Genomic DNA, 21,159 nt, shown 5'->3' on the forward strand with positions numbered 1-21,159 from the left:
GGGGGCATGGCGCCCGGGCCCGGCCGGCGTCGGGCGGGGCGGCCGCGCCGCTCCTTGCGCGGCGGGACCGGGACCGCGCCCGGCCTCGCGCGTTGTCGGCAGCGCCCCCCCCTGGCCTGCCCGGCCACCCAGCGCGGATGCCCGGCCGATGGATGTCACCGAACCTGCTCCCATGTCGCGACCGGCGGCCTTCGCCTACGCCATCGGCCTGCCGCTCGGCCTGCTGGCCCTGGTCTTCGCCCCGGTCGGCCGGCTGGACTGGACGCCCGGCTGGGTCTTCGTCGGCGTCCTGGCCCTCGCCAGCGCTGCCTCGGCCCTGGTCCTGGCGCGGGTGAATCCGGTGATCTTCCGGGCCCGCAGCCGCTTCCAGCCCGGCACCCAGCGCTGGGACCTGCTCCTCGTGGCGCTGATGTCCGCCGGCATGCTGGCCGAGATCCCGCTCGCCACCCTGGATGCCGGCCGGATGGGGTGGTCCGCCGTGCCGGCCCCCGCCATCCTCCTGGGCTATGCGCTGCTGCTCGGCGGCATGGCGCTCGCCACCTGGGCCCAGGCCGTCAACCGCTTCTTCGAGCCGGGCGTGCGGCTCCAGCGCGAGCGCGGCCAGCATGTCGTCACCACCGGCCCCTACGCCATGGTGCGCCACCCGGGCTATGTCAGCGCCATCATGGTGTTCGCCGGCCTGGCGCTGGCGCTGGCCTCCTGGTGGGCGCTGCTGCCGGCGGCCTGGGCGACGGCGATCCTGATCCTGCGGACGCGCTGGGAGGATGCGCTGCTCCAGGCCGGGCTCGAGGGCTACGCCGACTATGCCCGGCGCACCCGGTTCCGGCTCCTGCCGGGGGTCTGGTGATGATGCCGGCCCAATCGCCCTGCCGTGGCGGCGGGGCCGCTTAGGCAATCCGTCATCCCGGGACTAGTATGGTCCCAGGCGTCCGCAGCCGACCGGAGGCCGGTCCCCATACCGCGTGAGGAATGTCTATGTTGCACCGCCGCGCCCTGCTGGGCGCCACCGCCCTGCTCGCCGCCCCCTTGGCCACGCCCGCCCTGGCCCAGGCGCCCTTCCCCAACCGTCCCGTCCGCCTGATCATCAGCTACCCGCCGGGCGGCGTGACGGACATCGTCGGCCGCATCGTGGCGGAGCCGCTCAGCCAGCGCCTCGGCCAGCCGGTGGTGGTGGAGAACCGGGCCGGCGCCGGCGGCAATATCGGCGCCCAGGCGGCCAGCGCGGCGGAGCCGGACGGCTACACCCTGCTGATCGGCACCGCCGCCATGTTCGGCGTGAACCCGCTGCTCTACGCCAGCTCCGGCGTCGATTTGGTACGGGACTTCACCCTGCTCGGCACCATCAACGACATGGCCAATGTCCTCTCGGTGAACCCGAAGCGGCTTGACGTCTCCTCGGTGGCGGAGCTGGTGGCAAAGGCAAAGCGCGGCGGGCTGATCTACGGCTCGGTCGGCAACGGCTCCTCCTCGCATCTCTGCGCCACGCTGCTGCAGCGGCTGGCGGGGTTCGAGGCGACGCATGTGCCCTATCGCGGCTCCTCCCCCGCCGTCGCCGCCCTGCTGGCGGCGGAGGTGGACTTCCTCTTCGACACCACCGCCACCTCCACGCCGCAGATCCAGGCCGGGACCTTCCGCGCGCTCGGCGTCAGCACCCCGACGCGGGCCTCCGCCCTGCCGGAGGTGCCGACCATCGCCGAGGCGGGGGTGAAGGACTACGCCGTCTCCATCTGGAACACCCTGCTGGTGCACAAGAAGACGCCGGCGCCGGTGGTGGCGAAGCTGCGCGAGGCCTTCACTCAGTCGATGGACGACACGACCAAGGCCAGGCTGCGCAACAGCTTCGTGGACCCGCTGATGGTGCCGCCCGGCGAGCTCGATGCCTGGCTGGAGAAGGAGCGATCCACCTGGCTGCGCATGGCGCGCGATGCGCGCATCACCATCGACTAGTTCCCCATGACCTCGCTGCGCGCCGCCATGGGGACCCCGGAGGCGCTGCCTTACACCGCATCTCGCACAGCCTGCCGCGGCGGAGCCGCGGCAGGGCAACGGGCGGTCCGGTTTGTGGGGTACGCTCTTTGTTCCCGTCGGGGGCTGGGGTAGAAGCGGCGAGGGACGGGGGGACGGACAGGCATGGTCGAGATCGTCGGCACCGGGGCGCCGCCCGCCCCGGCAAGCACGCTCTGGGCCAAGGCGGAGCGCAAGCTGAAGCGCGACCCGGTGCTGAAGCAGGTCGTCCGGCAGATCGGCCCCTGCACCCTCGCCCCGACCGAGCGCGAACCCTATGAGGCGCTGGTTCGCGCCATCGCCCATCAGCAGGTGCATGGCCGGGCGGCGGAGGCGATCCTCGGCCGCTTCCTGGCCCTGCATCCCGGCCCGGGCTTCCCGCCGCCCGGCTTCGTGCTCTCCCTCCCGGTGGAGGCGATGCGGGGCTGCGGCTTCTCGCAATCCAAGGTTGCCGCCATCCGGGACATCGCGGAAAAGGCCGTGGGCGGCCTGGTGCCGACGCGGGAGGGGGCGGCACGCCTCTCGGACGAGGCGCTGATCGAGCGGCTGGTGGCCATCCGCGGCGTCGGCCGCTGGACGGTGGAGATGCTGCTGATCTTCACCCTTGGCCGGCCGGACGTGCTGCCGGTGGATGATTTCGGCGTGCGCGAGGGCTGGCGCGTCGCGGCCGGGCTGGAGGCGCAGCCGAAGCCGAAGGAACTGGCCGAGATCGGCGCCGCCTGGGCACCCTGGCGCAGCGTCGCCGCCTGGTATCTCTGGCGCGCCGCGGATGCCGCCAAGCGCAGCATCTTCAAACCGCAATGAGCTTGGCGATTCGGGGTGCCGGGACGATGCCGGGCCTTCACCTTTTGCGGCGCAACAAGCCGCTGAAACAGCCGGTTACAATGTGATCCTCGCTGCCCACGCCATGACCGGCGGCTGACGGAAAGCTGGACGCGCTGCGCCGGCGGCCGTAATTCTGCGGCAGGGCCGGAGCCCTGGCGGCGTTCATATTCCGTCAGCCAGCCCTGGCCATAAGGGGAAATCGTTTACAACGCCGCCGCCAGCCCCGGCGTCGGCCCCGCCATGACGCCGCCGCAAGGCAGGATGGGGTGCGGGACCGTGCCAATGGGCCCATATGTGCGCCTGGCCCCAAACCGGGCCCGACGCCGGCCAGGACCAGGCATGGCGGGGGCGTGCCGGCGCGGTCCGTGCAGCACTGCACGGCGGCCGGACGGGTGGAATGGCGCGGACACCGCCCTGAAGGGGCGGCGCGCAGGGGTTTGCAGGCACGACGGAACAGGCGGGAGCTTCGGGGTTCGGCATGGATGGTGATTGGGCGGGTCTGACGCCCCAGGACAGCTTGGCGTTCAGCCCCGCGGCCCCGCAGGACAGAAGCCGGCCACGCGGCCTGCGCCGCCGCCGGCTGCTGCGCTGGGCCGCCAGCCTCGGCATCGGCGGCAGCGCGCTGGCCGGCTACGCCACGGCCTGGGAGCCAGGGGTGCGCCTCAAGGTGGTGCGCCACCGCATCACCCCGCCGGGCTGGCCCGCCGGCCGCAAGCTCTCCATCGCCCTGATCGCGGACCCGCATTGCGGCGGCCCCCACACCCCGCTGGCCCGTCTGGCCCGCGCTGTGAAGCTGACCAACGCCCAGAAGCCGGACATGGTGGTGCTGCTGGGCGACTACCTGGCGGACCACCGCTTCGTCACCCAGCGCCCCAGCATGCGCCAGGTCGCCGATGTGCTGGCCGGCCTCCGCGCGCCCTTCGGCGTGCATGCCATCCTTGGCAACCACGACTGGTGGGAGGATGCGGAGACCCAGGCGAAGCGTGCCCCCCTGCCCTTCTCCATCATGGACGACTTCGCCTCCGCCGGCCTGCCCGTCCTGCACAACGAGGTGCGGGCGGTGGAGCATGGCGGCCAGCGCGTCTGGGTGGCCGGCCTCGGCAGCCAATGGGCCTATGGCCGCCGCGGCACCTGGCACGGCACGGACGACCTGCCGGGCACCCTGGCGCAGGTGACGGACGATGCCCCGGTCATCCTGCTGGCACATGAGCCGGACATCTTCCCTCGCGTGCCCTCCCGGGTGGCGGTGACGCTCTCCGGCCATACCCATGGCGGCCAGATCCGCGCCTTCGGCTGGTCCCCGGTGGTGCCCAGCCGCTTCGGCAACCGCTTCGCCTATGGCGCGATCCAGGAAGGCGACCGTCACCTGGTGGTCTCCGGCGGCATCGGCAATTCCATCATGCCGGTACGCTTCGGCATGCCGCCGGAAGTGACGATGGTGGAGCTGGGCTAGAGCGGCATCCGATCGGGTAGAATCGCCTGGTCGGATTTCTTGCTCTGGAAAACACAAGAACTAGAGCAGCTTATCCCCGACCTGATGGCTCACGCCGTGATCCATCAGGTCGGAGGCTGCTCCAGGCCTTTCGAGGCAGGCTCCGGACCCGCTACACCCTCCCCTTCCCAGAAGGAGGGCTTCGGCATGATCGACCGCAAACTTGGCACCGGCGCGGAAGCCCTGCCCGGCCACACGGTGGAAGTGCACTACACCGGCTGGCTGTTCGACCCGAACGCCACCGAGAACAAGGGCCGGAAATTCGACAGCTCCCGCGACCGGGGCGAGACCTTCCGCTTCCCGCTCGGCGCCGGCCATGTGATCGCCGGCTGGGACCAGGGCGTGGCGGGGATGAAGGTGGGCGGCGAGCGCACCCTCGTCATCCCGCCGGAGCTCGGCTACGGCGCGCGCGGCGCGGGCGGCGTGATCCCGCCGAACGCGACGCTGCTGTTTGAGGTGGAGCTGCTCGGCGTCGAGTGACGGCAGGGGCGCTGCCCCCTGCACCCCCGCCGGGGGGTGGACCACCCCCCGGCCCCCGGTCCGAGTCTGCGCCCGTCAGGTGGCGAGGAAGGGCTCCACGTAACCCAGGAACGCCTTCGGGTTCTCGGCATGCAGCCAATGGCCGGCACCGGGGACCACGGCAAATTCGGCGCGCGGGAACAGCGTCCGGAACAGCTCGTGGTTCGCGGCGCGGACATAGCCGGAGCGCTCGCCGCTCACGACCAGCACCGGGCCCTCGTAGCGCGTCCGGAAGGCGGGGAAGCTTTCGATCCCCGGCATGGCGGCGGCGATCTCATCGAGGCCGAGGCGCCAAGCCGGCGCGCCCTCCCCGAAGCGGAGATTCTGCAGCAGGAAGCCGCGCTCGGCTGGTGACTCCACCACCGGGGCCAGGGCGGCATCGGCCTCGCGCCGCGTCAGCCCCTCCCGCAGCTCCACCGCCTGCATCGCCGCCACATAGCTGCGCAGCGACGGTGGGTAGGTGACCGGGGCGATATCGACGACGACCAGCCGCGTCACCAGCTCCGGCCGGGTCAGCGCCAGGGCCATGGCCACCTTACCGCCCATGGAGTGGCCGAGCAGCGCCATGGGCTCCCCCAGCCGCGCCGCCACCGCCGCCGCCATGGCCTTGTAGCTCATCTCCGGCCCGTGCGGGGAGGCGCCGTGATTGGGCAGATCCACCGCCAGCACGCGATGCCGCGCCGCCAGCGCCTTCTGGATGCTGCCCCAATTCTGCACGCTGCCGAACAGCCCGTGCAGGATCGCCACCGGCGGGCCCGCGCCCATCTCCACCGCGTGCAGCATGCTCATCCCCTCGCCCGTCCCGCCGCCGCGCCAAGCGCCGCCAGGACCACGCTCACCGCGATCAACGCCCCGCCCAGCAGCAGGTCCCAGCCCAGCGCCTCCCCCAGCCAGAGGGTGGAGAGGGTGACGCCGAGCGTCGGCACCAGCAGGAAGCCCATCGAGGCCATGGTGCCGGACAGCCGCCGCCCCGTCTCGATGGTGGCCCAGGTGCCGAGCGGCGCCGCCACCGCGCCGACGAACACCGCCTGCGGCCAGGCCGCCACGCCGATGCCGCCCCCCGGTTCCCGCCACAGCGCCAGCGGCAGCAGGATCAGCGCTGCGAGGCCGAAGCACCAGGGCAGCAGCTCCATCGCCGAATGCGCCGGCGGGAAGCGCCGCGTGACCAGGATGGCGATGGACCAGAACAGGCTCGCCGCCAGCAGCATGCCATAGCCCGGCAGCAGCGCCGCCGCGCCGGTGGACAGGCTCCAGGGCTGCATCAGCACGAGCACGCCCGCCAGCCCCGCCGCCACCGCCACCCATTGCAGCGCCGAGACCCGCTCCCCCAGCACCCAGACGGAGAGCGGGATGAGCCAGAAGAGGGTGACGTTGGCGAGCACCGCGGTGCGCCCGGCCGGGATGTAGTCCAGCGCCAGATGGGACATGGCGAAGAAGCCGGCGAGCTGCAGCAGGCCGATCGCCAGCACCGCCGGCCAGTCCCGCGGCACGGGCAGGACGGCCCGGCGCCGCAGCGCCAGCAGCACCGCGGTCACCACGGCGGCCATGGCCGCACGGTTGAAGGCGAACCAGAGCGGCGTGGCATCCGCCAGCGCCGATTTGGTGACGGGCCAGATGCCGCCGAACAGCAGGACGGAAATGGCGAGGTAGCCAAGCCCCTCGCGCAGCCGCAGCGGTGGCAGGGACAAGCTAGCGTCCCGCCCCTGGCGGTGGCGGGGCGCCGCACCCCATGCTGCAGGGCGACCCCGCCCGGGCGCCGGACACTACCCGGCAACCTGCAGCATGATCTTGCCGATATGCTGGCTGCTTTCCATCAGCGCATGCGCCGCCGCCGCCTGCTCCAGCGGGAAGACCTTGTAGATCGGCGGGGCACAGCGCCCGGCTTCCAGCAGTGGCCACACCTTCTCGCGCAGCGCCGTGGCGATCTCGCCCTTCTGCGCCGTGGTGCGCGGCCGCATGGTGCTGCCCGTCACGGTCAGCCGCCGCACCATCACCGGGCGCAGATCGGCCTTCGCCACCTCGAACCCGCCGAGGAAGGCGATGATGACGAGGCGGCCATCCATCTTCAGGCAGCGCAAATTGCGGTTGAAGTAGTCGGCGCCCACCATGTCCAGCACGACATCGGCCAGCTTGCCGCCGGTCGCCGCCTTCACCGCCTCGACGAAATCCTGCTCCCGGTAATTCACCGCATGATCGGCGCCGAGCGCGGTCATCGCGGCGCATTTCTCCGCGCTGCCGGCGGTCGCGATCACCGTCGCGCCGAAGGCCTTGGCAAGCTGGATGGCGGTGACGCCGATGCCGGAGGTGCCGCCATGGATCAGCGCCGTCTCCCCCGCCGCCAGCCTTCCGTGGCCGAACAGGTTGGCCCAGACGGTGAAGAAGGTCTCCGGCAGCGCCGCCGCCTTCACCGCGTCATAGCCCTTCGGCCAGGGCAGGCATTGCGCCGCCGGCGCCACGCAATACTCGGCATAGGCGCCGCCATTGGTCAGGGCGCAGACGCGGTCGCCGGGCTTCCAGGCGCCGGCCTCGGGCCCCGCCGCCACCACCTCCCCGGCGCATTCCAGGCCCAGCACCGGGCTGGCGCCGGGGGGCGGCGGGTATTCGCCCTTGCGCTGGGCGACATCCGGGCGGTTCACGCCGGTGGCCAGCACCCGGATCAGCACCTCATCCGCGCGCGGCTGCGGCATGGGGGCGGTGGCCGGCACCAGCACTTCCGGCCCGCCGCCGGCGCCGTGGTCGATGAAGCGCATGCTGTCTGGCAGGCTCGGCATTCCGCGTCTCCCTTTTCGCTCCACCATTCGGCGCGGCGGCGGATAACGTCAAGCAGGGTTGCCAGCACCGCCCCGGCCGGTGAGTATCCGCCCGCCTGCCCTTGGAACCGCGCCATGACCGGCATTGCCCGCCGCCCCTTGCTGGGCAGCCTCGCCGCCCTGGGGGCGGGGCGTGCCATCGCGCAGCAGGCGCCGACGCCGGCGCCAGCCAACGAGTTGCGGCTGGGCGCGCTCTACCCCGTCACCGGCCCGCTCGCCTTGCTGGGCGACGAAAGCTTCCGCGGGCTGGAGCTGGCAGTGGAGGAGCGCAACGCCTCGGGCGGGCTGCTCGGCCGGTCCATCCGGCTGGTGAAGGGGGATGCGCAGGACCAGGCCCAGGCGCTGGCGGAGGTGAAGCGCCTGGCGGCGGAAGCGAAGGTCGGCGCCATCTTCGGCACCTTCGCCTCCGCCCTCAGCTTCGCCGCCACCCAGGCGAGCGAGCTGGCCGGCCTGCCCTATTTCGAGTTGGGCGCCATCGCCGACGCCATCACCGAGCGCGGCTTCCGCTTCGTCTTCCGCACCTGCCCCCGCGCCGCGGATTTCGCGCGGGAGGGGGTGAACGCCATCCCCGACGCGCTCGCCCCCCTGCTGGGCGCGCCGCCGGAGGGGCTGAAGCTCGCCATCCTGCATGAGGATGGGCTGTACGGGCAGAGCCTCGGCACGGCGCAGGAGGCGCAGGCGAAGGCGCGCGGCCTGACGCTGCTGGAGCGCATGGCCTATCCGCTGCGCAGCACGGACATGGCCGCGCTGGTGCAGCGGCTGCGCGGCCTCGGCGCCGAGGTGGTGCTGCACACCGGCTACCAGAACGACATCCTGCTCTTCTACCGCGCGCTGCGGGAGGCGGGCTGGCGGCCGCGCATGGTGATCGGCGGCGGCGCCGGCTACAGCCTGACGGATACCGCCCGCGCCATCGGCCCGGAATTCGAGGGCACGATGAATGTGGACGTCACCCAATTCGCGGTGAACGAACGCGCCGCGCCGGGCGCCGCGGCCTTCGCCGAGCTCTACCAACGGCGCTATGGCAGCGAGCCGCGTTCCGGCCATTCCCTGGCGAATTTCGCCGGGGCGCGGATCGCCTTCGAGGCGATGCAGCGCGGCGGCAGCCTGGACAAGGACCGGCTGCGGACGGCGCTGCTCTCCAGCGACATCGCCGAGGGCGGCACCCCCACCGGCTGGGGCGCCCGCTTCGACGAGAAGGGGCAGAACCAGCGCGCCCGGCCCAGCCTGCTGCAATGGCAGGGCGGCCGCCTGGTGACGGTGGCGCCCGCCGAGGCGGCGGTGGCCGTGCTGCAGGGCCGCCTCGGCGCCCGCGGCTGAGCGGGCGCGCCGGCGATCGCGCCTCAGCCCCCCTCCCAATCCGCGTCGAACCCGCGCGTATCGACATGGACGAAGCTGGGATAGACGCCGATGCCGCCGCGGAAGACGCCCTCCGAGCGCATGCCGCGCAGGATCCCGGCCCAGTGGACCGGCGAGGAGAAGCCCGGCATCGCGAAATCCGCGGCGCAGAATCGCATGTGCTGGCTGTTCGGCTCGCCTCCGACCGCCTTGTTGTAGGCCGGGCTGCGATAGAGGCTGTGCAGGACCACGGGCTGGCCGAGCTTCGTCCGCAAGGCCTGCAGCAGCCGCGCCACCGGGATGATGTTCGGCCAGAGTTCCTGCGGCGGGCGGGTGTTCAGGCCGTTCTTGGCGTTCGCGGCGCCGAGCGTCAGGAACTCATCCGGCTGGAAATCCGCGAGCATGCCCACATGCTCGGCGAACCACCGGGCGAATTCCGCATCCTTCGCCGACGCCGCGGCCGCAGCCTTGGCCGGCACCGCGGTTGCCACGGCGGCGAAGGCGGCCGCCATGCCGCCTTCATCCTCGGCCGCCAGCATCCGCATCGCATCGGCCCGCTCCATGTCGTAGCGCCGCCGCAGGTCGGGCATGCGCCGCGTCCGCTCGTCATAGATCGCGGTGATCAGGGCGGCGTCGAAATCCGCCGGGTTCGGCGGCGCGGCGCCGGCGAAGGGCAGGCACTGCGTCGCCGCGACCACCACGGAGGTGTTCGGGCCGTGCTGCACGGCGGTGGAGAACACCGCCTCCTGCAGCGCGCGCGAACGCTTCTTGACCTGCACCCGCGCCTCGGTCGCGACCTTCTTCGCCTGGGGCTCGAAATGGGTGCGCAGGATGAAGGCCAGCTCGGCCGCGAACAGCGTCTCCGGCTGCTCCGCGGCCAAGCTCTTCCAGCTCGCCGTGAAGCCGGGCGAGCCCGGCGTCTCGCCGGTGAAGCGCGGCGCGAAGCCCTTGCCTTCGGCGGCCAGGAACTCGGCGACCCGGCCGCCCACGCTGCCATCCGATTCGCGGCTCTTGAGCTGGAAGGCGCCGTAGGAGACGCCGCCCGGATCGTTCACGCCGGAGGAGACGGTGGCCGAGCCATGCCCGCTCGTCTCGTAGCGGATGGCCAGGCTGCCGAGCTGCACGGCGGCGGGCGCGACGAGCGGGAAGTAGCGGATCTCCAGATGCAGATCCTGGCCGATCCGCAGCTCCGTCGCCTCGAAGCGGTAGCCGCCCACCTCCTGGGCGGCCGCCTCCTCCAGCGCCAGGATGGCCGCTTTCTCCTCAGGGGAGCCGATCGGGCTGGTGATGTAGTCGGACGGGACGCCGAATTTGGTCATGGCAGCGCTCCTCATTGCTGCGGCGTGGGCGATGGGCCGGGCGCGATGGGCGGCGGCGTGGCGGGGGCGAGGGGGCAGATGCGCCGCGCCATGGCGACGCGGCCCGCCTGCGCCTCCGGACGGGTCAGGAAGGCCCGCTGCTGGTCGGCGCTGGTCAGGCCGAGTGCGACCATTTCCGCCACCACCCGGCCGCTCGTGCCGGGTGCGGCGAAGCCGCGCAGCAGGCAGGCATTGGCCGCGCGCTCCTCTTCCGTCAGCGGCGGCGCCGGCGGTGGTGGTGGTGCCGGCCGTGGCGCGGCAATGCCGGGCGGGCGCGGCGCAGCCTGCGGCGCCGTGCCCCCGGCGCCGGGCGCCGGCGTCTCAGGCACGACCTGCGACTGCGACACCGACCGGGTCTCGGCCAGGGTCTTCCCTGTCAGGGCCTGCCAGGTGACATTGTCCTGCGCCTGCTGCGCCTCGGCGCCCACCGCGCGGGTCACCGCGCTCAGCGCGCCCGGCAGGGTGCCGGCGCGGTAATAGGCATAGAGGTCGGACAGCGCCCAGCCGAGCGGGTAGTCCTCCGGCTGCCGGCGCAGCCCGGCCCGGATGCGCAGCACGTAGCGCGCGCGCTCCGACCGCATGGCGGTCATCAGCGCCGCCGAGGTGCGGTCCACCAGCACGTCGCGGCCGAAGGCCTCGCGCACGCCGGTCACGCCGGTGCCGAGCGCGGCCAGGATGTTCGCCGCGCCCACACTCGAGACGCTGGCGGCGGAGGTGAGGCCGAGCGAGACCAGCGTCGTCCCGAAGCCGCCATAGCGGGTGGCGTCGAAGAAGCTGGCCTCGAATTCGGCGTAGCGCAGGTCGATGGCGGTCAGCAGGGCGTAGCCGATGGTGTCGCGGCAATCCCGCTGGGCGGCCACCGGCAGCGCCAGGCAGGCGGCAACCTTGTCGGGGCTGTAGACCGCGGCGAATTGCTCGAGCGCCTGGCTGTGATTCGGCAGGGGCGAGGGCGGGCCGGCATTCAGCCCGCCGCAGCCGGCAAGCGGGAGGGCGGCGGCCAGCAGGCCTCCCAAGCCCAGGATTGATCGGCTCACCATGACCGTCCCCTCCCGTGACGCGGCTTGCCGCGCTGGTTCCTGCAGTGCCGGCCAGGGTGGCGCGGAGGCGCCTGGCCCCGCTTGCGCATCCCGCCCCGCCTCGGCTTCGTGGTGCGGCGCAGCCCGTCCGGCGGCCGCGCCGCCTGCGGTCCTGCCCAGCGCGCGGCAGTCCGCCCCTGCCTCCCATCCGCCGAGCCTCCGGCGAATGGGCGGCGCAGGGGATCAGAAGCTGGACGCCTCGTTGATCGGATCGAGGTCGCCGACGAAGCGCAGCAGGTCCGGCATGGTGAAGCTGCCCTTGTTGGCGGCAGGCAGGCTCGGCTTCCAGTTGCTGTCCTGCCGCAGGAAGCTCTCCGCATCGCCTTCCAGCAGCCCGACGAAAACCTCCGCCAGGATGCGGCTGCCCACCGGGCCGAGGCGGTTGCCGCGATTCCCGCGGAGCTGCGCCTCCTTCAGGATGTAGTACCAGAGCGGCGTCTGCTCATGCAGGCCGAGCTTCGCCGCCATGGCGCCGTCCTTGCCGCTCTCGGCGATCTCGCCCGGCCGCAGCGCCGCGATCTCCATGGCCTCCGCCACCGCCTGGCCGCTCGGCAGCTGCATCTTCACGCCGCGCTTCAGGTTGAGGAAGGCGAGGCTGTCGAGGCGCTTCGCCTCCCGCGGCAGCTTGTGCAGCGCCGGCACCAGATAGGGGTCCAGCAGCCTGGCATGGTTCAGGAGGAAGTTGTTCTCGGTGAAGGGCGAGCCATCCGGCTTCTTCGCCCCGGCAGGCGGCTTCTTCGGCTGGCCGAGCTCGTAGAAGCGGTGCCAGTCGATGGCCCAGTCGCCCGGCAGGGTGGCGGAGAAGAGCGGCGGGAATTCCGTCCCGTCCGGAAATTTCAGGCTGGGCAGCCGCAGTTCCTGCTGCAGCTTCGCGATGGCGGCCTGGTCGGTGAAATCCGGCGTCAGGTCGCCGACGATGCCGCCCGACTTGCCGGTGAAGTTGAACAGGAAGCCGAGGGTGGCCGGGCCGGCATTCCGGTTGAAGGCGCGGTTGTAGCTGTAATCCTCCCGCACCATGGAATGGCCGAGGCGATAGGCGGCGACGGAGAACTCCACCGGCATGTAGGGCTCGGCGTAGTCGCTCTGCCTCTCGAAGCAGTAGTATTTCCGGCCGCCGGACAGCACGTCCTGCAGCTCGTTCATGTCGATCAGCTTGGCGAGGAAATCGAACAGCACGATGTGCTGGTAATGCCAGCGCACCAGGCGCCGGGCTTCCTCGAAGCGCTGGCCGGCGGGCACCCTGCCCTCGGCATCCAGGTAATCCACCACCTTGTTGTGGAATTTCATGATGGCGAGATGGGTCTGCGCCACCAGCAGGTTCTCGTCATTGCGCGGGTCGCCGATCACGGCGAGGCCCTCGCGCGTCCGCGGCAGGTCGTTGGGCAGCCCGGCCTTCACCCCGGGGTCGCCGCCGCCGCCGGCGACGCAGCGGCCGATCAGCAGCTTGCGACCGTCCCGCCGGTCGTAGAGCTGCGGCATGGCGCCGGGGCCGCCGCCATAGACGCAGTCGAGGTCGAGCCGCGGCGTGCGGAAATTCACCAGCCCCTTCGGGTCGTTCAGCGCCTCGCCGATCGCCGAGGTGTCCAGGGTGATGTCATGGTCGATGAACTGGCCGAGATAGGTATAGCCGGCCGGGACGTTCAGGTTGTCGCCGGAGGCGCCGTCATCCAGCATGGTCGCGGCGAGCTGCCGCAACGGTTCGTCGGGCACATCGAGCGGCGGGAGCTGCGGGAACATCTGGCCGAAGCGGCCGAACTCGGTCTGCCGGCGGATGGCCTCCTCGAGCCCCCGCGGCAGCATGCCGTGGCGTCCTTCCATGTCGCTCTCCCTCCCTGGTGCCTGGCCGGATGCGGGACCCGGCACAGGCGGGGAGAGGATGACAAAGAGCAACCATTGGTAACTGTGCTCTTTGTCACATCGAACAGTATACTTTATTCACACCTACGTCATATGTGAAACGATGCCGGCTGGTCAGTCCACCTTGATGCCGGCGTCGCGGATGATGCCTTCCCACTTCGCCGCCTCGTTGCGCAGGAACGCCGTCGCGCTCTCCGGCGTGCTGTCGCTGCGCAGGTCCATGGCGAGGTCCGCCAGCTTCTGCTGCACCGAAGGCATGGCGGCGACGCGGTTGAAGGCGGCGTTCACCTGCTGCACCAGCGGCATCGGCGTGCCAGCGGGGGCCAGCACCATGTGCCAGGTATAGGCCTCGAGGCCCGGGAAGCCCGCCTCGGCCGTCGTCGGCACATCGGGGATAGTGGCGATCCGCTTGCTGGACATGACGGCCAGCGCCCTTGTCTCGCCGCGCTGGACATAGGGCAGCGCCGTCGTCGCCACGTCGATGATGATGGGGATGGTGCCGTTCAGCACATCCGGCATGGCCGGCGCCACGCCGCGATAAGGCACGTGGTTCGCCTTGGCGCCCGCCGCCCGCAGGAAGAGCTCGGAAGCCAGGTGCAACGCCCCGCCATTGCCGGAGGAGGCGTAGTCGTACTTGCCCGGGTGCTTCTTCAGCAGCGCCGCCAGCTCCGGCAGGGTGCGGACGGGGAAGTCCTTGTTCACGGTGATCACCATCGGGATCACCCCGACCAGCGCCACCGGCTGGAAATCCGCGACGGGGTCGAAGTTCAGCCGGGGGAAGAGCGGCTTCAGCACCGAATGGGCGATGGTGTTGTAGAGCAGCGTGTTGCCGTCCTTCGGCGCCTTCGCCACCACCTCGCTACCGACGACGACGCCGGCGCCGGTGCGGTTCTCCACCACGATGCGCTGGGGCAGGGATTGCGACAGCTCATCGGCGAAGAGCCGGGCCGGAATGTCGGTGGGGCCGCCGGCGGAGAAGGGGACGATCAGCCGGACCGGCTGGGTCGGCCAGTTGTCATGGGCGGCGGCGTGGGCACGGAGAGGCTGGGCCAGGGCAGCGGCCCCGGCGGCAAGCAGAGTACGGCGGTGCATCAATTACTCCCGGCACTTAATCACGGTTTCTTGGGCGCCGGGCCCCACCGGGTCAACCGGGTTCCAGCCGCTTGCCATCCTCCTGCCGGAAGACATGCAACGCTTCCGGCGGCAGGTCCAGATGCAGCGCGCCGTCGCGCGGCGCGGCACCGGCCAGCTTCACCACCAGCGCCTCGCCATCCGGCAGCGCGCCATGCAGCACCGTTTCGGAACCGAGCGGCTCCACCAGCTCGATGGCCAGCGGCAGCCCATCGGTGGCCGGGCGGACATGTTCCGGCCGGATGCCGATGGTGAGTCTCATCCCCTCGGGCCCTGGCCGCGGGCCATCCGCGAAGCGCAGCACCGGCCCGGCACGGAGCGCGACGGCGGCGCCGCCCTCGGCCAGGGTGCCGACCAGGAAATTCATCGCCGGGCTGCCGATGAAGCCGGCGACGTAGGTATCGGCCGGCTTCGCCCAAACCTCCATCGGCGTCGCCACCTGCGCCGCATGGCCCTGATGCATCACCACCAGCCGGTCTCCCAGCGTCATCGCCTCCACCTGGTCATGCGTGACGAAGAGCGAGGTGACGCCGAGGCGCTGCTGCAGCCGGCGGATCTCGGCCCGCATTTGGACGCGCAGCTTGGCGTCGAGATTCGACAGCGGCTCGTCGAACAGGAACAGCTTCGGCTCGCGCACGATGGCGCGGCCCATGGCCACGCGCTGGCGCTGGCCGCCGGAGAGCTGGCGGGGCCGCCGCTCCAGCAGCGCCTCGATGCCCAGCAGCTTCGCGGCCTCATCGACGCGGCGGGCGATCTCCGGCTTCGGCAGGCCGCGGATGCGCAAGCCGTAGCCCATGTTCTGGGAGACGGTCATGTGAGGGTAAAGGGCGTAGTTCTGGAACACCATGGCGATGTCCCGCTCCGCCGGCTCCAGCCCGGTGACGTCGCGGCCATCGATCAGGATGCGTCCCTCGGTCGGGCTCTCGAGCCCGGCGACCAGCCGCAGAAGGGTGGATTTGCCGCAGCCCGAGGCGCCGACGATGACGATCATCTCGCCATCCGCGACGGCGAGATCGACGCCATGCAGCACCCGCGTAGCGCCGAAGGCCTTGCGCAGGCCGGAGACTTGCAGCGTCGCCATCAGGGCGCGCCTCCGGAGGGGTCTCGGGTCGATCCAGCGGCTCTCCTGCACCCCGGCGGCGTCAGGACGGCTTGCCGATGCACCGCATCGGCCGCGCCGCCCTTCCTGGCCGGGATCCAGGATCCCTCGCCGGCCCTCCGCCTCACCTCTCCGCAGGCGCGCCTCATTTCTCCGTCTCCGTCAGCCCCCTGACGAACCAGCGCTGCATCAGCAGCACCACCGCGACGGGCGGCAGCAGCGAGAGCACGCAGGTCGCCATGACGATGTTCCACTCGGTATTCGCCTCCGAGCCGATCATCTTCACCATGCCGATCACCACCGTCTCGACATCCGCCGAGGTGGTGACCAGCAGCGGCCAGAGATACTGGTTCCAGCCATAGACGAAGAGGATGACGAAGAGCGCCGCCATGTTGGTGCGGGACAGCGGCACGACCACGTCCCACAGGAAGCGCAGCGGCCCGGCGCCGTCCATCTTCGCCGCCTCCACGAACTCGTCCGGGATGGTCATGAAGAATTGCCGGAACAGCAGCGTGGCGGTGGCGGAGGCGATGAGCGGGATGATGAGCCCCGCATAGGTGTTCACCAGGCCGAGGTCGGAGACGACCTTGAAGGTGGGGAAGATCCGCACCTCCACCGGCAGCATCAGGGTGATGAAGATCGCCCAGAAGGCCAGCATCCGCCCGGGGAAGCGGAAGAACACCACCGCATAGGCGGAGGCGAAGGAGATGACGATCTTCCCCACCGCCACGGACAGCGCCATGACCAGGCTGTTGAACAGCATGGGCCCGACGCCGAGCCCGGCCAGCGAGCTGGAGCCGCGGCCGAGCGCGGTGAGGTAGTTCTCCAGCCCGTGCCCGCCCGGCAGCAGCGGCACCTCGCCGCGGCCGATCGTCGCGGCGTCATGGGTGGAGCCGACCAGCACGATCCAGATCGGGAAGGCGAAGAGGATGACCCCGGCGATCAGGATCGCATGGGTCAGCCAGGGCGCGCGGGGCGCCAGCGGATCAGTAGTGGACACGGCGTTCGATGAACCGGAACTGGATCACGGTGAGCCCGATGACCACCAGCATCAGCACCACGGATTGCGCCGAGGAGGCACCGATGTCGAGGTTGACCCGGCCGTCGATATAGGCGCGGTAGATCAGCGTCTCCGTCGATTTCGCCGGCCCGCCCTTGGTCAGGGCGTCGATGACGCCGAAGGTCTCGAAGAAGGCGTAGACGAGGTTCACCACCAACAGGAAGAAGGTGGTGGGGCTGAGCAGCGGGAAGATGATGGTCCAGAAGCGCCGCACCGGCTTCGCGCCGTCGATCGCCGCCGCCTCCAGCACCGATTTCGGGATGCTCTGCAGCCCGGCCAGGAAGAAGATGAAATTGTAGGAGACCTGCTTCCAGGCGGCGGCGAGGATGACCATCAGCATGGCCTGCCCGCCATTCAGCCGGTAGTCCCAGGGCAGGCCGGCCTCGTTCAGCGCCCGGCCCAGCAGCCCGACCTGGGGGTGGAAGAGGAAGATCCACAGCACGGCGGCAACCGCCGGGGCGATGGCATAGGGCCAGATCAGCAGGGTGCGATAGACCGCGGCGCCCCTGATCTGCCGGTCCGCCAGCACCGCCAGCAGCATGGCGACGGCGAGCGACAGCACCGCCACGCTGGCGGAGAAGACCGCGGTGTTCTGCGCCGTCTCCAGATAGAGCGGGTCGGCCAGCAGGTCGGAGAAATTCTCGAAGCCGACGAAGATGGTGCGGATGCCGAAGGCATCCTGGCGCAGGAAGGCGGACCACACCGCCTGGCCGGCCGGCCAGAAGAAGAAGACCAGGGTGATGGCCAATTGCGGCGCCAGCAGCAGCAATGGCAAGGCCACGCCCCTGAAGACGGTCTTGCGTCCCACCGCCGCGCCCCCCGGTCCTGCCCCTTCGCGGCGTGTAGCACGCTCCGCCGGGGCGGATAAGGGCGGGCGGCGTCAGGCGGCGTAGAGATAGCCGGTGTTGCGCAGGGTGCGGATGGGGTCCTCCGGGCCCAGCTTGCGGCGCAGCTTGCTGACGAGGTTGTCGAGGTTGCGCGGGCCTGCCTCAACGGCCGCCACGCCGAGCGCCGCCTGGGCCAGCACGTCCCGCGAGAGCGGGATGCCCGGGGAACGCAGGAAGCAGGTCAGCAGGTCGAATTCCGCCGTGGTCAGGCTGAGCGCCCGGCCCGCCCGCCAGGCCCGCCGCAGGCGGAGGCTGAGCCGGACGTCGCCCACCGCCAGTTCCTCCACGGGGCGGGGGGCGGCGGCGGCGGCCCGGGCGGTGCGGCGCAGCAGGGCGCGGATGCGCGCCACCAGCTCCCGCTGCCGCGTCTCGGCGAGCATGCAGTCATCGGCGCCCTGTTCCAGCGCGAGGACGAATTCCGCCTCCGTCGCCTGGGCCGCCAGCAGGATCAGCGGCACCGCCGTCGCGCGGCGCAGCGTGGCCAGCAGGGCCATGCCGCCATCCGCCAGCCCGGCCGCGCCCAGCAGCACCAGGGCGCTGGCCGCCGCCTCGGCCAGCAGCGCCGGGTCCTGCGGCAGCCGGGGAACGGCCTGGAATCCCGCCAGACGCAGCAGCCGCACCAGCCGCGCCGCCAGCGCCGGGTCGGCCACCGCCACCAGGATCCGTCCGCGCATCGGCAGCGCCGCAAGGGCGGGGCCAGGGATGGGCGGCAGGGCCCCGGGCCGCGCGCCGCCGCCAAGCCCCGGGCCATCGGCCGTGAAGGCGCGCGCCGTGATGCGGGGGGAGAAGGCGGGATGGGGCATTGCGGCGCGGGTGTCCTGGTAATGGCATGGGGCGGGGTACGAGGCCGCAGGCCCCGGCCGCCCCCGCAGCCAGCCTCCGACGGGTGGCGGGCCCGGAACCACCGGCCTCCGCGGCGCTGCCGCGCAACAGGTCCGGCAGGGGAACGGCGCGCGCAAGATGTGTGGGAGTTTTTCCCACGTCAACCCAAAATATACGATCCGGCCCGTACCCTCACCGGGCGCTTGAGGGACCTGCCATCCGCGGCGCTGCCGCCAAGGCCCACCCGGGCATGGCCCCCCGCCGCCGCCCGCACAGCCCAGAGCCTGTTAGGGAACGGGCCTCGGGTCGGTCTGGCGGATCTTCTTCCCACCGGGGGCGTCGGCCGGCTTGCCACGGCAACCAGCCTTGGCTGCGCCGCCCTCCTGCCAGCACACAAATCCCTCGCCAGCCCTCCGCCTCGCCCAGCCCCCAACAGGCCCGGGGGCGCCATCGAACCCTGCCGCCCCTTGTCCCGCCGCAGCCTGGCCATGGCAGGCCGCGCGAGGCCCCGGAGCTCAGCGAGCCCAACTCCCCGCCAAGCCATGCAACCGTCTTGCGGGGCGCTCCGGGCCGGCCGGGCTATCCTCCGCCCCGGCAGGGCGCTCACCCCGGCCAGGCGGCCTTCGGCATCTCCGCCATGGCGGCGTAGTCCGGCTCCTCCGTCGCGCCCAGCCCCGGCACGGCCAGGGAGCCGAGATCCAGCACCCCCTCCCGGATCAGCAGCCGCGGGCCGCGCGGCGTATCGGCATAGAGATCGGGATGCGCCTCCAGGAAGCGCACTGCCTCCGCCTTCGGCCGTCCGGCGAAGCCGGCGATGAAGTGGTGGCCATTCCGCTCCACATGGGTCAGGCCGAGCAGCGCCACCAGCGCCAGATCCTGCTGCAGGCTGACGCCCGCCAGGCAGGTGAGATCCTCGCCGGAGAGGAAATAGGCCCCGCCTTCCGCATTCCAGGCGCGGCAGCGCGCCAGGTTGATCAGGCTGCGCCAGATCCCCTTGCAGGATTTGGAGGAGATTCCGGCATAGCCGAGGCCGCGGGCGGTGACGAAGGCATCCAGCGTCCCGTCGCTCTCATCGATGATGACCGGCCGCGCCGTCGCCAGCGCCCCGATATCCGTCGCCAGCGCCCGGGCCCGCGCCACCGGCTGCTCGATATAGAGAATCGAGGCGGCCAGACGCTGCAGGCGTGGCTCCGCCGCCATCGCCTGCCACAGCGCGAAGGCGCCCTCGGCATCGGCGAATTGCTCGTTGCCGTCGAGGGTCGCGTGGTAGCCATGCAGCCGGTCCAGCACCCCCGCGATGCGGCAGAGCCGGTCGAGATCCGCCGGGATGTCGCCCGAGACCTTCAGCTTCCAGTAGCCATGGCGGTAGGTGGCGGCCACCTCCTCCAGCGTCTCCGGCAGCCCGTCGCCGATGCGCTCGGCCTGATCGGCCTCGGTGATCGGGTCCACCAGCCCCACCGTGTGCCGGGCATGGATGCGCCGCGCCGGGCGCAGCCGCGCCAGCATGGCCGCGACGTCGAACCCCACGAGATCCGGCACCAGCGGATGCGGCGCCATGCCGCCGAGATTGGCCTTCATGCCGGCGAAGAAGGAAAGCCCCGCCAGCTTCAGCAGCGCATCCAGCGCGGCCCGATCCAGCAGGGCGCGGCCGAAGCCCGCCACCAGCGGGTTCAGCCCCTCCGCCGCGCAGGCGGCGACATGCGCCGGGTACTGGTCCGCGAAATGGCCGAAGGCGGTGTTCATCCCGGCCGCCAGCGCCGCCTCCCCCGCCAGCTCCAGGGAGCGGCGGAGCTGGTGCTGGTTGGCGGCATCGGAGACGGAGGGGTCCTTGTCGAACCATTTGGCCGCCAGGGTCTCGGCGGCCACGCCCCAGCCCTCCCGCCCCTGCTCGTCGCGGATGTGCAGCCGCAGCACGGCCTGGATTCCGTCCCGCACGGTGATGACGCCGAAGCGGAAGGGCAGGCGCAGGGCGAAAGGCCATTCGCGCCGCTCGATGGCGGTGACGGCGAAGCGCATCAGCCACCCTCCCCCGCGCCCTGCTGCTGCACGCCGCGTAGATAGCCGGCGGCGAAGGCGGCGCAGCCCGGCCCGTCCGGGAGGTAGTCGAAGGGCTCCACCCCGCACCAGCCGGCATAGCCATGCCGCTGCAGGGTGGCGAGGATCGGGCCGAACCGGTCCTCGCCCTGGCCCGGGGCACGGCGGTTGCGGTCGTTCAGATGGATATGGGCAAGCTGCCCGGTGGGCAGGAAGCGCTCCAGCACCGTGGCCACCGGCTCCGCCTCCCCCTGCCCTGCCGCCGCCACGTCCAGCATGGTGCGCAGCGCCGGGTGGCCGATGCGTGCGACGATCGCCACCGCCTCCGCCAAGCTGGCCGCCCATTGCGTCTCCCGCGGGGAAAGCGGCTCCAGGCAATAGGTCACGCCGGCGGCGGCGGCCCATTCCGCCGCCTCAGCCAGCGCCGCCTCCGCCCGCGCCGCATCCCCGGGCGCCTCCAGCCGGCGCTGGGCGGGGGAGCCATGGACGAGGTAGGCGCAGCCCAGCTCGGCGGCCAGCTCGACCAGCCCCCGCATCACTGCGAGGGTCTGCGCCCGCCGCGCCGGCTCCGCGCTGGTGATGGAAAGGCCTGCCGGCGCCACCAGCAGCCAGTGCAGCCCGGTGAGGGCGACGCCCGCCCCCGCCGCCGCCTGGCGCAGCGCCCGACGCGCGGCGGCCGGCAGCAGGTGCGGCGCCTCCGGGTCCAGGGTGAAGGGCGCCAGCTCCAGCCCGGCATAGCCGAGCGCGGCGGCCAGCTCGCATTGCTGCGGGAAGGGCAGATCGCGCAGCACCTCGTTGCAGAGCGTCAGCCGCATGCCGCACCTCCCGCCTTTCCGGCATGGGAGGCGGC

At 71.8% G+C, this 21,159-nt stretch carries 19 protein-coding genes; 6 read left to right on the plus strand and 13 right to left on the minus strand.

What is annotated here, in order from left to right; translation table 11 throughout:
* Nucleotides 1-148: 148 nt before the first annotated feature.
* The 5 genes from NJ376_RS00675 (at nucleotide 149) to NJ376_RS00695 (ending at nucleotide 4,801) form a co-directional block, all read left to right on the plus strand.
* On the plus strand, nucleotides 149-847 hold the full coding sequence (locus NJ376_RS00675; RefSeq protein WP_252951284.1) for a methyltransferase family protein: 699 nt from the start codon (nucleotides 149-151) through the stop codon (nucleotides 845-847).
* Between the two features lie 128 nt (nucleotides 848-975).
* A complete protein-coding gene (locus tag NJ376_RS00680; protein ID WP_252951285.1) occupies nucleotides 976-1,947 on the plus strand; it encodes a Bug family tripartite tricarboxylate transporter substrate binding protein in 972 nt (323 codons plus the stop codon).
* Nucleotides 1,948-2,130: 183 nt separating this feature from the next.
* The gene (locus NJ376_RS00685; RefSeq protein WP_252951286.1) at nucleotides 2,131-2,808 is read left to right on the plus strand and encodes a DNA-3-methyladenine glycosylase family protein; all 678 of its coding nucleotides are present in this window, start codon (nucleotides 2,131-2,133) and stop codon (nucleotides 2,806-2,808) included.
* 538 nt (nucleotides 2,809-3,346) lie between these two features.
* On the plus strand, nucleotides 3,347-4,282 hold the full coding sequence (locus NJ376_RS00690; protein ID WP_252951287.1) for a metallophosphoesterase: 936 nt from the start codon (nucleotides 3,347-3,349) through the stop codon (nucleotides 4,280-4,282).
* A 186-nt stretch (nucleotides 4,283-4,468) separates the two neighbouring features.
* On the plus strand, nucleotides 4,469-4,801 hold the full coding sequence (locus NJ376_RS00695) for an FKBP-type peptidyl-prolyl cis-trans isomerase (RefSeq protein ID WP_252951288.1): 333 nt from the start codon (nucleotides 4,469-4,471) through the stop codon (nucleotides 4,799-4,801).
* A gap of 75 nt (nucleotides 4,802-4,876) precedes the next feature.
* On the opposite strand, the gene NJ376_RS00700 is transcribed toward NJ376_RS00695, so the two are convergent.
* From NJ376_RS00700 to NJ376_RS00710, 3 genes are all read right to left on the minus strand, one after another.
* The gene (locus NJ376_RS00700) at nucleotides 4,877-5,629 is read right to left on the minus strand and encodes an alpha/beta fold hydrolase (RefSeq protein WP_252951289.1); all 753 of its coding nucleotides are present in this window, start codon (nucleotides 5,627-5,629) and stop codon (nucleotides 4,877-4,879) included.
* Nucleotides 5,626-6,528: a DMT family transporter gene (locus NJ376_RS00705; RefSeq protein ID WP_252951290.1), complete on the minus strand. Its 903-nt coding sequence runs from the start codon at nucleotides 6,526-6,528 to the stop codon at nucleotides 5,626-5,628. Before NJ376_RS00705 ends, NJ376_RS00700 begins: the two co-directional genes overlap by 4 nt.
* A 75-nt stretch (nucleotides 6,529-6,603) precedes the next feature.
* Nucleotides 6,604-7,611 (minus strand): NAD(P)H-quinone oxidoreductase, encoded by a 1,008-nt coding sequence (locus tag NJ376_RS00710; RefSeq protein ID WP_252951291.1) that lies wholly within the window; start codon nucleotides 7,609-7,611, stop codon nucleotides 6,604-6,606.
* 114 nt (nucleotides 7,612-7,725) lie between these two features.
* Here NJ376_RS00710 and NJ376_RS00715 point away from each other — a divergent pair, with 114 nt between their 5' ends.
* Nucleotides 7,726-8,967, plus strand: coding sequence for an ABC transporter substrate-binding protein (locus tag NJ376_RS00715; protein WP_252951292.1), 1,242 nt, complete (start codon nucleotides 7,726-7,728; stop codon nucleotides 8,965-8,967).
* Nucleotides 8,968-8,990: 23 nt separating this feature from the next.
* Here the strand turns inward: NJ376_RS00715 and NJ376_RS00720 are convergent, their stop codons facing one another.
* The 10 genes from NJ376_RS00720 to NJ376_RS00765 all read right to left on the minus strand — a co-directional run bounded on the left by NJ376_RS00720 (nucleotide 8,991) and on the right by NJ376_RS00765 (nucleotide 21,124).
* Nucleotides 8,991-10,304, minus strand: a complete 1,314-nt coding sequence (locus NJ376_RS00720; protein WP_252951293.1) for a YcbK family protein — start codon at nucleotides 10,302-10,304, stop codon at nucleotides 8,991-8,993.
* An 11-nt stretch (nucleotides 10,305-10,315) separates the two neighbouring features.
* On the minus strand, nucleotides 10,316-11,380 hold the full coding sequence (locus NJ376_RS00725) for a hypothetical protein (protein ID WP_252951294.1): 1,065 nt from the start codon (nucleotides 11,378-11,380) through the stop codon (nucleotides 10,316-10,318).
* A 222-nt stretch (nucleotides 11,381-11,602) separates the two neighbouring features.
* Nucleotides 11,603-13,237: a peroxidase family protein gene (locus tag NJ376_RS00730; RefSeq protein ID WP_252951295.1), complete on the minus strand. Its 1,635-nt coding sequence runs from the start codon at nucleotides 13,235-13,237 to the stop codon at nucleotides 11,603-11,605.
* 153 nt (nucleotides 13,238-13,390) lie between these two features.
* Nucleotides 13,391-14,368 (minus strand): Bug family tripartite tricarboxylate transporter substrate binding protein, encoded by a 978-nt coding sequence (locus tag NJ376_RS00735; RefSeq protein WP_252951296.1) that lies wholly within the window; start codon nucleotides 14,366-14,368, stop codon nucleotides 13,391-13,393.
* A 52-nt stretch (nucleotides 14,369-14,420) separates the two neighbouring features.
* Nucleotides 14,421-15,488 carry a sn-glycerol-3-phosphate ABC transporter ATP-binding protein UgpC gene (gene ugpC, locus NJ376_RS00740; RefSeq protein WP_252951297.1) on the minus strand — a complete coding sequence of 356 codons (1,068 nt, stop codon included), beginning with the start codon at nucleotides 15,486-15,488 and terminating at the stop codon, nucleotides 14,421-14,423.
* A gap of 163 nt (nucleotides 15,489-15,651) precedes the next feature.
* On the minus strand, nucleotides 15,652-16,506 hold the full coding sequence (ugpE, locus tag NJ376_RS00745) for a sn-glycerol-3-phosphate ABC transporter permease UgpE (RefSeq protein ID WP_252951298.1): 855 nt from the start codon (nucleotides 16,504-16,506) through the stop codon (nucleotides 15,652-15,654).
* The gene (ugpA, locus tag NJ376_RS00750; RefSeq protein WP_252951299.1) at nucleotides 16,493-17,374 is read right to left on the minus strand and encodes a sn-glycerol-3-phosphate ABC transporter permease UgpA; all 882 of its coding nucleotides are present in this window, start codon (nucleotides 17,372-17,374) and stop codon (nucleotides 16,493-16,495) included. Before ugpA ends, ugpE begins: the two co-directional genes overlap by 14 nt.
* A gap of 72 nt (nucleotides 17,375-17,446) precedes the next feature.
* Nucleotides 17,447-18,256: a response regulator transcription factor gene (locus NJ376_RS28945; protein WP_305879954.1), complete on the minus strand. Its 810-nt coding sequence runs from the start codon at nucleotides 18,254-18,256 to the stop codon at nucleotides 17,447-17,449.
* Nucleotides 18,257-18,878: 622 nt separating this feature from the next.
* Nucleotides 18,879-20,291, minus strand: coding sequence for an enolase-like domain-containing protein (locus NJ376_RS00760; protein WP_252951300.1), 1,413 nt, complete (start codon nucleotides 20,289-20,291; stop codon nucleotides 18,879-18,881).
* Nucleotides 20,291-21,124: a sugar phosphate isomerase/epimerase family protein gene (locus tag NJ376_RS00765; protein WP_252951301.1), complete on the minus strand. Its 834-nt coding sequence runs from the start codon at nucleotides 21,122-21,124 to the stop codon at nucleotides 20,291-20,293. Before NJ376_RS00765 ends, NJ376_RS00760 begins: the two co-directional genes overlap by 1 nt.
* Between the last annotated feature and the right edge of the window lie 35 nt (nucleotides 21,125-21,159).

Origin of the sequence: Siccirubricoccus soli (assembly GCF_024178315.1) — a bacterium.
Lineage (GTDB): Bacteria > Pseudomonadota > Alphaproteobacteria > Acetobacterales > Acetobacteraceae > Siccirubricoccus > Siccirubricoccus soli.

Excerpts from the sequence above, each read along its gene's own strand:
- NJ376_RS28945 (WP_305879954.1), bottom strand. The coding sequence starts at position 18,256 with ATGCCCCATCCCGCCTTCTCCCCCCGCATCACGGCGCGCGCCTTCACG.
- NJ376_RS00695 (WP_252951288.1), top strand. The coding sequence starts at position 4,469 with ATGATCGACCGCAAACTTGGCACCGGCGCGGAAGCCCTGCCCGGCCAC.
- NJ376_RS00760 (WP_252951300.1), bottom strand. The coding sequence starts at position 20,291 with ATGCGCTTCGCCGTCACCGCCATCGAGCGGCGCGAATGGCCTTTCGCC.
- NJ376_RS00715 (WP_252951292.1), top strand. The coding sequence starts at position 7,726 with ATGACCGGCATTGCCCGCCGCCCCTTGCTGGGCAGCCTCGCCGCCCTG.
- NJ376_RS00725 (WP_252951294.1), bottom strand. The coding sequence starts at position 11,380 with ATGGTGAGCCGATCAATCCTGGGCTTGGGAGGCCTGCTGGCCGCCGCC.
- NJ376_RS00730 (WP_252951295.1), bottom strand. The coding sequence starts at position 13,237 with ATGGAAGGACGCCACGGCATGCTGCCGCGGGGGCTCGAGGAGGCCATC.
- NJ376_RS00700 (WP_252951289.1), bottom strand. The coding sequence starts at position 5,629 with ATGAGCATGCTGCACGCGGTGGAGATGGGCGCGGGCCCGCCGGTGGCG.
- NJ376_RS00720 (WP_252951293.1), bottom strand. The coding sequence starts at position 10,304 with ATGACCAAATTCGGCGTCCCGTCCGACTACATCACCAGCCCGATCGGC.
- NJ376_RS00680 (WP_252951285.1), top strand. The coding sequence starts at position 976 with ATGTTGCACCGCCGCGCCCTGCTGGGCGCCACCGCCCTGCTCGCCGCC.
- NJ376_RS00685 (WP_252951286.1), top strand. The coding sequence starts at position 2,131 with ATGGTCGAGATCGTCGGCACCGGGGCGCCGCCCGCCCCGGCAAGCACG.
- NJ376_RS00710 (WP_252951291.1), bottom strand. The coding sequence starts at position 7,611 with ATGCCGAGCCTGCCAGACAGCATGCGCTTCATCGACCACGGCGCCGGC.
- NJ376_RS00735 (WP_252951296.1), bottom strand. The coding sequence starts at position 14,368 with ATGCACCGCCGTACTCTGCTTGCCGCCGGGGCCGCTGCCCTGGCCCAG.
- NJ376_RS00675 (WP_252951284.1), top strand. The coding sequence starts at position 149 with ATGGATGTCACCGAACCTGCTCCCATGTCGCGACCGGCGGCCTTCGCC.
- ugpC (WP_252951297.1), bottom strand. The coding sequence starts at position 15,488 with ATGGCGACGCTGCAAGTCTCCGGCCTGCGCAAGGCCTTCGGCGCTACG.
- NJ376_RS00765 (WP_252951301.1), bottom strand. The coding sequence starts at position 21,124 with ATGCGGCTGACGCTCTGCAACGAGGTGCTGCGCGATCTGCCCTTCCCG.